10 protein-coding genes and 1 riboswitch are annotated in these 11,241 nt (G+C 49.4%); of the genes, 2 read left to right on the top strand and 8 right to left on the bottom strand.

All coding sequences use genetic code 11. The annotated features are described in order from the left end of the window. Positions 1-7 precede the first annotated feature (7 nt). Positions 8-514 (bottom strand): metallophosphoesterase family protein, encoded by a 507-nt coding sequence (locus tag L1F29_RS19400; RefSeq protein ID WP_258383709.1) that lies wholly within the window; start codon positions 512-514, stop codon positions 8-10. Positions 515-852: 338 nt separating this feature from the next. After that, on the bottom strand, positions 853-1,368 hold the full coding sequence (locus tag L1F29_RS19405) for a hypothetical protein (RefSeq protein ID WP_258383710.1): 516 nt from the start codon (positions 1,366-1,368) through the stop codon (positions 853-855). Between the two features lie 684 nt (positions 1,369-2,052). Here L1F29_RS19405 and L1F29_RS19410 point away from each other — a divergent pair. Then, positions 2,053-2,805 (top strand): stalk domain-containing protein, encoded by a 753-nt coding sequence (locus L1F29_RS19410; RefSeq protein ID WP_258383711.1) that lies wholly within the window; start codon positions 2,053-2,055, stop codon positions 2,803-2,805. Between the two features lie 74 nt (positions 2,806-2,879). Here the strand turns inward: L1F29_RS19410 and L1F29_RS19415 are convergent, their stop codons facing one another. Next, entirely contained in the window at positions 2,880-3,638 is a 759-nt protein-coding gene (locus tag L1F29_RS19415; protein WP_258383712.1) for a hypothetical protein, read from the bottom strand. A gap of 351 nt (positions 3,639-3,989) precedes the next feature. After that, positions 3,990-4,089, top strand: a riboswitch (purine riboswitch). Between the two features lie 102 nt (positions 4,090-4,191). Between L1F29_RS19415 and L1F29_RS19420 the strand changes: the two genes are divergently transcribed. Further along, positions 4,192-5,619 (top strand): NAD(P)/FAD-dependent oxidoreductase, encoded by a 1,428-nt coding sequence (locus L1F29_RS19420; protein ID WP_258383713.1) that lies wholly within the window; start codon positions 4,192-4,194, stop codon positions 5,617-5,619. 174 nt (positions 5,620-5,793) lie between these two features. On the opposite strand, the gene L1F29_RS19425 is transcribed toward L1F29_RS19420, so the two are convergent. The 5 genes from L1F29_RS19425 to L1F29_RS19445 all read right to left on the bottom strand — a co-directional run bounded on the left by L1F29_RS19425 (position 5,794) and on the right by L1F29_RS19445 (position 11,200). After that, positions 5,794-6,360, bottom strand: a complete 567-nt coding sequence (locus tag L1F29_RS19425; RefSeq protein WP_258383714.1) for an NUDIX domain-containing protein — start codon at positions 6,358-6,360, stop codon at positions 5,794-5,796. A 13-nt stretch (positions 6,361-6,373) separates the two neighbouring features. Next, a complete protein-coding gene (locus L1F29_RS19430; protein ID WP_258383715.1) occupies positions 6,374-7,204 on the bottom strand; it encodes a sugar phosphate isomerase/epimerase family protein in 831 nt (276 codons plus the stop codon). 169 nt (positions 7,205-7,373) lie between these two features. Then, positions 7,374-9,482, bottom strand: a complete 2,109-nt coding sequence (locus L1F29_RS19435) for an acyltransferase family protein (protein WP_258383716.1) — start codon at positions 9,480-9,482, stop codon at positions 7,374-7,376. Between the two features lie 191 nt (positions 9,483-9,673). Beyond that, positions 9,674-10,003: a hypothetical protein gene (locus L1F29_RS19440; RefSeq protein ID WP_258383717.1), complete on the bottom strand. Its 330-nt coding sequence runs from the start codon at positions 10,001-10,003 to the stop codon at positions 9,674-9,676. A 180-nt stretch (positions 10,004-10,183) separates the two neighbouring features. After that, a complete protein-coding gene (locus L1F29_RS19445) occupies positions 10,184-11,200 on the bottom strand; it encodes a Gfo/Idh/MocA family protein (RefSeq protein ID WP_258383718.1) in 1,017 nt (338 codons plus the stop codon). Positions 11,201-11,241: the final 41 nt, after the last annotated feature.

An 11,241-nucleotide genomic window follows, 5' to 3' on the forward strand; every position in this document is an offset into this window, starting at 1 on the left:
CTCCAAGCTAATCTTTATCGTCGTAATAAACATGGTCGGCCTTCAAGAAACCTGGATTCAGCTTCATAATGCCGAACGAGTAGCGCGGCTGTCTTCTCTTGTCCGTCGGCGATCCTGGATTGAACAGGAGGACGCTTCCGGCCTGCCTCTTGAGCGGAATGTGCGAATGACCGAATATAATGACGTCCATCCCCATCCCTATGAACGTATCCAGCGCTCTATTCTCGGTATTTAACCGTTTGCCCGTCCCGTGCCCATGCACGATACCGATCCGGTGCCCTTCATATTCGAGCTGTTTCCGTAAACCGAACTGCTTGATAATGCCTGCTCCGTCATTATTACCCGCTACCCCGATAGTTGGAGCATAAGCTGCCAATTCTTCGTAAACGGACAACTGTGTCCAATCGCCGGCATGAATAATGGCATCCGCGTCTCTCAGTTCCCATAATAACCGATCCGGAAGCTTCTTCGCCATCCGCGGCATATGCGTATCGGATACGACAACGATCTTCATGCTTCATAACCTCTATTCTCGACTAGGTTTCGCGGATGCAGCCATCCGAAGGCCATCCTGCCGTCCATTCATGCATCTACTTAACTATACGGTAAAACCTGCCGCCATATCCATCTTCAAGCCCGTCTTTTCCTGCAAGTCAAAAAGACAGGATTCCCGCTTAACTATGGGAAACCTGCCCTTATAAGGATTGATCCGTTGAATCGCTTCCTTGCGGGTCTGCTCGCTCAGCAGAAAATATCCTTCACTTTGTTCTATGTTCGCTAACCCATACAAAAAAACCGAACATCGCGGATGCGAGTTCGGCTTCAGGTATGGCGGTTATGGATGATAGCTTCTTAAGGAAGGTATTGTTGAATGATCTTCACGACTTTGCCGTCCTGTACCGTCAGATGGAACGGATACTGGCTGACGTCGACAATCTTGTTGTTCATAAATATTTCTTGGAACTCCGTCAGCGTGACGGCTTGATTCCAATCCACGTCAACATCTTCGATCTTGCCGGTTTTGTCAAACACCTGCATAACGATCTGGGCGTTAGGAGCAACCTCGAGGGCGTGAAGCTCCTCTTTATCATTCACAATATAATAACCGTCCGGTGTTCCTTCTTCGCCGGAATCCGGTTCGCGCTCGAGAAATACTTTGTCGGCTTCGGCACCTTCGTACCAGTCGATATCGTCTACGGTAAGAAGCACCTTACCATCCTTATTAACAATTTGATGTATGTAGGCGGTGGTTGTATCGGATGTCTTCTCAACGGGTTTATATTCTTCATTCCCGACTGCATATGCGGTTGCAATAAAAAATAATACGGCCAATCCTGTTACAGCGACGCTCAAACCTGTTTTTTTCATATTGAACCTCTCCTTTAATCATGCATCCGATGTTCGCACCAAGCTGCTTAGCTACTGACTGCTTCACACTTCTTTCACAGATCCGAAACCGTATTCCAACAATTTCTTACCCTGTTATAACTATAAACGAGCGTAGTGCCCAATTTGTTTCAAAAAGGTTACAAATCCTAAAGAAAAGTTGTCACCAATTTTTGAACAGTATAAGCCTAAGCTTATCGGGGGCGGAAGGGTGGTAGGTGACTGATGCAATTCGAAGCAGAAGCAACTGTTTTGGGGTCGATCCTTCTGCAGTCTGATTTGATTGACGACTGCTATCTTCAGCCAGAAGGATTATTTCCTCTATTTCTAACATTTTGGAATCCGTAGACTTGAAACAAATATCCCCCCCAAAGCTGGGGGTTGTACAGTACTGCTTAACTCCAAGAATATAATTCAAATCTGTTAATTGCTAAGATATCTTCAATACTGGTCATTCGGCCGTCCTGAACATCGCCACGTTCCGCTCCTCTCGCCTAAAGAACTTTATTTTTCGCCAAAGAACTTAAACTCCCCACTTTAATTTCCCTCATCATGGAGACCTAATTAGATATTCCCGTTTCTTCCGTTCTGTAGTAGAATGGTGCAGACTGGAAACCCAGTCACACATAATCCAACAGAGGGAGAATAATGAAGGGGATGACATCAATGAAAAAGAAAGTAATCTGGTCAAGCATCATAGCAACGTTCATGTTAGTCTTGGCAGCCGCAGGCGGTTATGCCGCAGCAAAGATGACGCTAATCGTCGATGGTAAGAAAGCATCTGTAGATCCAGTGGTAATCAAAGGAGTTACATACGTACCGCTGAGAGCTGCGGGAGAGATGCTTGGCGCAACCGTACAGTATGAGTCAAGTACGAATACAGTTAAGGTTACGAGCAAGGGAGCAACCGCCCCCACTGCACCTAAAACTGATATTCCTTCGAAAGAAACCAGTTCGAAAATTGGTTATTCGCGCAGTACGCCTGCGCCAATTGGTTCAAAAGTGACTTTTGATGCGGATGGTCTCCTTGATAAATATACGGCTGAGATCGCATTGGAAGAGGTAATCCGTGGAAGTGAAGCAGGGAACAAGGTTGCCTCCGCAAATATGTTTAACGATGCTGCTCCAGAGGGGTACGAGTACTTACTGGCAAAAATAAACGTCAAAGTCCTTTCGAATAAAAAAGCGGATGCTACGGTTTCAATAAGTGGTTTACAGTTTACACTCGTCTCTTCGGATGGTAAAGATTATAATTCAGTTATTGTAGTAGCTCCGGAACCAGAACTACGATCCAATCTTTATGCGGGAGCATCACACAGCGGTTGGGCTGTCTTTCTTGTTAAAACAGATGATAAATCTCCATTGATTACATTTGGCCGTAACTTTGATGGAACCGGCGGAATTTGGCTAAAACCATAAAAAACAAAAAGCCCTCACCAGCCGATTAGGTCAGTGAGGGCTTTGCATTTAGAATGTCGATGAGATGGCTGGTACTAGATAACAATTTCTTCTTCATTGACGAAGAATTCAATGAAGCTTCTCCCGAACATCGAGATAAAATAATTATCATTTTTAGTGAGCCTCTTAAATCTGGCAAGTTTTGCTGATTTTCCTTTTGAGGCTGCCTCCAGAAAATTCTGAATGTCAATCACATTCCGGTACAGATGATCTACTTCAGATTCGCGCCGGGTTTTTAAAAGTCCTAATCTAGCCAATTTTTCTCTAACGGCAAGGTATTGATCTTCATCTAAATTCCAAGAAGGTAGCAAATCTGTATACTGATTTGTATTGGTTCCATTACTGATTTCATAATAGAATTTCAGAACAGATATATCAGCCATCCTAAGCTCCCGGAGGGTATCATAATAGGTCAGAACAAAATCTTCTTGAACCACCTCGTGTAAGGATAAACTCAACAATCCATTGACTAAAAATTTTATCTTCTCTTCTTGTATTTCATCAATTGCATATTCCGTTACAACGCCAACATATTTTTCTTTTAATGACTCCATTACCGTTTCTTCAACTCGTGAAAGCCTTTCATCAAAAAGATGTTCCTTTGCTTTCACTTCCTCGGCAAAACGTGCGATATTTTGCTCTGTCCTCTTTTGTTTGTAAGACATATAGGCTGAAGTGACTCCTGGTAAAATCTGACCAGCTACCCCGTCGGAGATGACACTTCCGATAATTGATGCTGTTCCTTCGCCACCAACATCAAAAATATCCTTTATCTTCCTCTTTAATTTGTCCATAGTTAACCCCCTCCGTAAAGTTTCATTCGATAGAGAGGGATTCATTTCCTTTTTTACCTATGGAGGAGATCCGACTAACTCCAACTAGAAGGGAATGCTAAATGACCCCTACATGAACGACATCCCGTGGGAAATCATCTATGACGATAACGGCCGGGTGATAGGGCTCGTTCCTTGGCGCTTTTTCCAAAGCCGGCTCCGATGCTCCGTTCATTTATTCATGCATATTGTTCGCCTTTGCGATCATAAAATGGTTATATAAGGCAATATACCAAGATAACATCGGATCAAAGGCGAATAATCGGACATACACCTGTTGACGCATTCGTCTTTATGCGTTACGATTTCCATGCACAACACCATATGACTGTTCGTATATCCTCAAAGATAAGGTTTGGGGGTTTCTACAAGGAACCTTAAATTCCTGGCTACGAATGGGTTGCCTTTCGCATACCCGTTTGCCGCCAGGTTTTTTTCATCGGTTTGGCGCTTTCTGTGCGAAAGACAGGCGTGTCGACGAAACGATACAAATCGGGGAGGAACGATTCACAGGATGAACAAGTACGATGTCATTGTGGTAGGCGCCGGCCCCGCCGGCATATTCGCATGTTATGAATTATCATTGAAAGCACCGCATTGGAAAGTGCTGCTGGTTGATAAAGGGCATGATATTTACCGCAGAAGCTGCCCGATTCTGGAAGAGAAAATCAAGCTATGTCCGCCGCCGGGCGGCAGGAAGGAATACGCCGGCTGCTTGCCCGCCTGCTCGATTACGGCAGGCTTCGGCGGCGCGGGTGCATACAGTGACGGCAAGTTTAACATCACGACTGAATTCGGCGGCTGGCTGACCGACTATATGGCCCCTTCGAAAGTTTTGGAACTGATCCAATACGTCGATGATATTAACCTCAAGCACGGGGCTGCGACCTCGATTACCGATCCGACAACCGAGACGATCCGCAATATTGAGCAGCGGGGCTACGCGGCTGGTTTGAAGCTGCTGCGCGCGCAGGTGCGACATTTGGGTACGGAGCAGAATCTCGAAATTTTACAGTCCATCTACGAATATTTGAAACCTCGCATAGACATGTCATTCAAGACTGAAGTCGATGATATCGCCACGGCCCGCGCAGATGACGGGCATCGAATTACTGGAATCGTATTGAAGAACGGAAGCCTAATCGAAGCTGATTCGGTTATGATTGCTCCTGGCCGCGACGGTTCGGCTTGGCTAACCGAGGTGCTGAAGAAGCGACGGCTGAAGATGTACAACAACCAGGTCGATGTCGGCGTCCGCGTCGAAACGTCCGACGTCGTCATGAGAGAGATCAACGAGCATCTATATGAGGGTAAATTCATCTATAACACAACCGTCGGTACCCGGGTCCGTACGTTCTGCAGCAACCCTTCCGGACATGTGGTCGTAGAGAATCATAGCGGCGTTATGGCCGCTAACGGGCATTCCTTCAAGGACCCGGCGCTCGGCTCCGCGAACACGAACTTTGCTTTGCTCGTGTCCCATAAATTTACGGAGCCCTTCGATAAGCCGAATGAGTATGCCCGCGAAATTTGCAAGAGAGCGAATGATCTTTCAAGCGGAGGCATTATTGTTCAGAAGTATGGGGATATATTACGGGGCCGCCGTTCGACGGCTAGCCGGATCCAGGAAGGCTTTCTCGAGCCGACGCTCAAGGAAGCTGTGGCTGGCGACCTCGGTCTCGTCCTGCCCTATAACACGATGAAAAGCCTGGTCGAGATGGTGGAGGCGCTGGAGAAAGTAACGCCCGGCATCGCTTCCGAGCATACGCTGTTTTATGGCGTGGAGGCCAAGTTCTATTCCGCCAGACCGAAACTGTCCACCGAGCTGGAGACCGAGATACGCGGCTTGTACTGCGGCGGCGATGGTGCCGGAATTACAAGGGGATTGGCGCAAGCCGGCGCGGCGGGTATATGGATTGCCCGCAGCATGATCAACCGGTAGCATTCATCGATGGTTTGGGTATAAGATTCGATATATACGAAGAAACCTTTCCATTGTAGATGGAAGATAACGCCTCCATTCGAACAAGGAAAGGTTTTGTTTTTTCACTCGAAATTGTTCAAGAACCTGGCAATAACAGCGACCGGAAATACTTTCGGCTGCGCAGCTCTTGTTTTATACTGCCCGGAATAAACCGTATCCTTCCAGCGGGACGATCGGGTTTCCGTCAATGAGAAGCCCGTCCGACTTGCGCCCCAGCGCAATATGAACCAGCCATTTGGTAAAGCCGGCGACGTTCATCTCCGCCATCTCTTCCAGGCTGTAGAATCCGGCTGCATCCACTTCAATCCCATCGGGAACAGGCTCTCCGCCTACATAGTCCATGGCGAAGGCGACATATACGTTATGAATCATCCGCGGCTGATCGCGGAATGCGACGACTGTCGTTACAACCGCATCAATGCCGGCCTCTTCCTTCACTTCTCTGCGAATCGTCTCATGGATGAGCTCCGTTTGCTCGACGTAACCGCCCGGGTTGGTCCAATACCCTCTTCCGGGCTCTTGGGCCCTGCGAACAAGCAATACCTTCTCGTCACGGACTACCAGCGCACCGACTCCGATGCTGTAATTGCCCCAGTGCACGAATTTGCACGTAAGATCTGAACAAGCCATTCGCATGGTCCCGTCAATATCACGCAGGATAAGCGGTGCCCCGCATGTCATACAGAATTTAGCCTCCATACATTCTCCCCCGTTATGTCAGGTAAGGAGCGGCTAACGCTCTTACCCTTTGGATACCTTCCCACATATCGCCAGGCCCGTCGTATACAAGCGTTATCGGTCCTTCATAGCCGGCATCCTTCACGATCTCCAGGCAGCGCACAAATTCTGTCCCGTCCGGCATTCCTTCCGCATCCGTCATCGCTTTGGCGTGAATTGACTCGCTGCGGGGAACGGTCCGGATAAGCGATTCGTATTTATCCGCGCCTTTGAAATTCCCGAAATCGGATGTAAAGCCCAGATGGTCGCCGCAATTGTCAAGCAGAGCCACACAGTTGTCGGCCGTGGACGTCAAGGAATGAAAATTCTCGGTTACGACCCGGACGCCGCGAGGTGAAGCGTAGTCGATTAACTCATGAAGTGCGGCAGCTGCGCGGTCGAAGCCTGCCTGGTCGGAGGGATCCGAGTCGCCAGCGATAATACGGATCCGTTCTGCTCCAGCTGCGGCTGCATAATCGATCCATTGCTTCATGAATGCAATATCGGCCGTCCTGCGCGCCGGATCGGGACTCGCAATGTCGCCGTAATCCAGAAGCAGCGTATACAGCCGAATACCGGCTGCTTGAATGGCTTGACGGAGCTTGCCCAAATACTCTGCGCTCGTTTCCGGCAGATTGAAGTGGCATAGCTCTACAGCGGAAAACCCCTTCTCCGCAAGAATACCCGGCAGGTCAAGCAGCGGCACGGTTTCAGGCTGCTGCTGGATTTCTACCGTATGTGTCCTGCTAACTGCATCCCAGCGTGTCCAATGCAGCGGTCCGAGATGCCGGTGCAGGCTCCACGTCGTTAACGATAAATAAGGCATGGGTTGGATCCCTCCATAAAACGCATATGTAGTGTATTGAATTTCTAACATTCGTCATGAGTGGTCTCACATCTGAAGCATACTCGCAATTCGGGTAAGTTACAATATAAAATAATCTTCCGCTCAAGCCGTTTATGATGGAATGGATCCTCCAGAATGAATCATTTGCCTATTTGACCGCCTTGGCAATCAAGGATACATACGCCTTCGCGCCTTCCGCATTCAGATGAACGCCATCCTTCTCGAAATAAGCGTCCTTGCCTGCGCTTGCTTGATACCAGTCGACGATCGTTACATTCGTGTAGTTCACCGCCGTCTTGCTCAGCATATCGTTCACGCCCTTTTCCCATCTGCGCGGCACGCGGGTATTGACGAGGAGAATCTGCTTCGCGTCCTGCAGCGAATCCAGCAGCGCCGTTAGTTGCTTCTTCGTAAAAAGTCCGTTCGTTCCCAATTCGATAATGACATGGGAGCCTAATCTCCCCTTGGCCTTGAGCGCGGCGGCAGCGTCCACAGCCTGCGACATCTGCCGTCCGATCTTCGCATCGATTATGATCCCCGGCAGCAGCGCTTCAAGCTCTTTCGAAGCGCCCAGCAGAACCGAGTCCCCGATCGCCGTGATGCTGCTTTGGTTATCGCGTTTCTCATTATTGCCGTTTTCGCTTCCAGACGATTTCTCCTCTGCGGGCTTGATGACGGAAGGTTGGTCTGGTATCTCGGACGGGGGTTGTTTCGGCTCGTTCCGGTTAGGCGGCTGTGAATCGCCGCTCTCCTTGCCGTCACGGCTTCCGGCGCTGCCGGTTGAACCTTTGCCTTCGGACGATGAGCTGTCCGTGTTTTTGCGCTCAGAGATGCCGGTATTATTATGCGGCGGCGGCTGCAGTGATCCGTTAGAACCATTTTTGTTGTCCGCAGGCTGCTGCGGCAATTGGACCGTTTCCTGGTCGGGTACGGATGAAGCCATGCTATCGAAGATCATGATATCCCGATTCACGGCAGCGATCATACCAATAATGAATAACGGCGTCAGCCACGCAGCAGTTCTCCATCGACGCGAAGGTCGGCGATCAGTTGATTGCCGGCGCAGCTTTTGCTGCCTCCGTACATTTTTCCATACCTGACCCGCCTTGCCGCTGCGAACCGGTTCCTCGACAAACCGCCATGAAAGCTCAGCGAGCACGAAGCTTAGTGCAATCTGGAACAACATGAACGCCGGATTGACTTCACCCGTCTGAATAGCCGGCTTCGTTATACAAATTACGAAATAATGCCATAAGTAAATGCCATATGAACGCGTACCCATCCAGCGCAGCGGTTTCCAGCTCATAAGAACGCCAAGTCTGCTGCCTGGATGCGCAAGTGCGGCTACCGCGGCGGCCGTTGCTGCCGATAAGACGACAAATCCGCCTTGATATAGAAACGCATCGAACTCGCTCACCCGCCCGATCATGACGATAATCGTCAATAGACCCGCTCCCCCAACCAGATCGATCGCAAGCCTTGAACGGGGAGAAGCAGATTCGGATAGCCTGGCACTCGGCCAGACAATCGCCAGCGCAGCCCCGATCAATAAGCCGAACGCTCTCGTATCCGTTCCGTAATACACCCGGCTTGGATCTGAGCCAGGCTCATAAAGCACGGCCATAGCGATTGCTGAAGCTGCCGCCCCGGCCATTATAAGACCGAACAATCGGCCGCGGATCCGCACGAAACGAAAGCCGAGGAGCATCAGAAACGGCCACAGCACATAGAACTGCTCCTCCACCGCCAAGGACCATAAATGGCCGACGGGCGAAGGAGGTCCGAAGCTCTCGAAATAAGACACCTGATGAAAGATCAACCACCAATTATTCACGTACAAAGCCGCCGTCAGTATATTGCCGCTTAGTTCTTTTAACCTCGATGTATCGGTAAAGAGCGTCCATAAAGCCACGACAAGAAGAAATACGGCCAGTGCAGGCAGCAGTCGGCGAAAACGGCGAACCCAGAAGTTCTTCAAATTAATACGGCCCTGCTTCCGCCACTCGGCGGCCAACAAATCCGTGATCAGATAGCCGGACAAGACAAAAAACACGCCAACACCCAGGAAGCCTCCGGGTACTGCGCTCAGATCCAGGTGGTAGAGGAGGACGGCCAATACGGCAAGCGCCCGAAGCCCGTCAAGCCCTGGCATATAACGGCGTTTATTGGATGTGCTGGTGCCGGAATCGATTGTTACTTTTCCTGATGTACTTGTTGTAGGTCTTGCCGTTCTTACGTTCTTCCTGCTGCGAATCATGGTGGTTGCGCCCTTTCAGTGATAAGTAGTTTATTAGCCAGAACCAACTTTATCACGTTCACCATGCGGAGAGTTTACAAAATAGTAACGCGGCGCCGATCTTTAATGCCTTTGCGCTTCAAAAAGAACAGAGCAAATTTAAACAGGACCTCCTAAGAGGTCCTGCGTTCATACTTCATAAGGAATCAAAGTTAATCCTGCATGAATAACGCCATAAGTTCATCCTTGCTTCTCCGCTGCAGGAGCACATCTTCGGCCAGAATATCGGCCTTGTCGGGTTTGATGAAATTTCTCCCCTCAAGATGGTATCCGTGTTCTCTAGCCATCGTAAAGAACGTGCAGAGCTGATCGGCAATACGGATCGCTTCTTCTTGCGTCGAAGCGGAGATCAGGGTGTTGCCGAAGCTAAGCGGATTATTATTGCTTTGAATGTTGACATTGTAACGGTCGGCGCCGTCTTCCTCGACCTGCTTCACCAGAATCGTAATTGTCGAACAATCTAATGAATAATGGATTGTCATTGCATTCACCGCCCTTATCAGCTTGTTCTGCTACCGATGTTTCTGTCGTACTCGTTATTAAACAGCTGCGGCGGCGCTTAACCATGTTTTCCGTAATAATCCATAAGAAAAAACGCCATCGAGATGACGTGGCGTTTTTTAAGGCGATCGACGCAGATTCTGATCGGCGTCAATATTCTGCTAGTTGATTTCGTACGGCAGCTCCAGTTCTTTGCCCGCTTTGGCGGATAGCTCGGAAGTCTCCAATATAGCGATAACGCGTCTGGCTTCCTCTGGCTTGACGACCAGCTCTGCCCCATTGTACAGATGGTCCGCTATGTTGTTATAGTACGCATCATGATTATCTTTCAGGCAAGGAACCTTTGTTTCGATATTAAGGCCATTGACCTCGGTATGCAACGTAAGATGACCTTCCCATAGACTCGGAGCGACAATTGCGCCTTTCGTACCCAGAATGCGTATCATGGCTTTTCCCGCTCTAGCGATCGAGGACATCTCGATATGAGCGACCGCTCCGCTTTCGAATTGAATGTGGCTCTCGATATGATCTTCATTCGTTACGTCATGCCAAACCCGGTTATGAATATAGCCGCGTACGGACTGTACTTTACCCGGCACGATTCCAAGCAGATAATCGATGTAATGCGCACCCCAGTCGTAGAACATGCCTCCGGAGATCTCTTTGCTTGAACGCCACCAATTGCCCGGTTTATTATAGCCGCCCATGTACATTTCGACATGGAAGATGTCCCCGATCAAATCGCGATCCATTAGATCTTTGACGGTCAGATACCAGGCGTCCCACCGGCGGTTGTGGAATACCGACAGCATCAGGCCTTTCGAAGCGGCCAGCTTGACCAGCTTATCCGCATCCTCGGCATGGATGCACATCGGCTTCTCCAGAATGCAATGTTTGCCGCTATGTAGGATCTGTTCGGCCAGCGGGGCATGCGTATTATGGGGCGTTATCACCGTAACGAGATCAATATCCGGCTGCGCCAGCAGCTCGCTGACATTCGTAAACGTGCGAATGCCCGGGAAATCTTGTTCGGCCTGAGCCGCGCGAGCAGGATCCAAATCGCAAGCAGCGACAAACTCGATTCCGGATTCAATCATCTTCGATGCATGATGCTTGCCCATATTGAAGGCTCCGCCATATCCGATTACAGCGCTGCGCAGTTTAACCGTTGTAGACAACACAATCACTCCTTATTTACATAGAATCACTCTCATAATGC

The sequence above is a fragment of the Paenibacillus spongiae genome, assembly GCF_024734895.1.
GTDB lineage: Bacteria > Bacillota > Bacilli > Paenibacillales > Paenibacillaceae > Paenibacillus_Z > Paenibacillus_Z spongiae.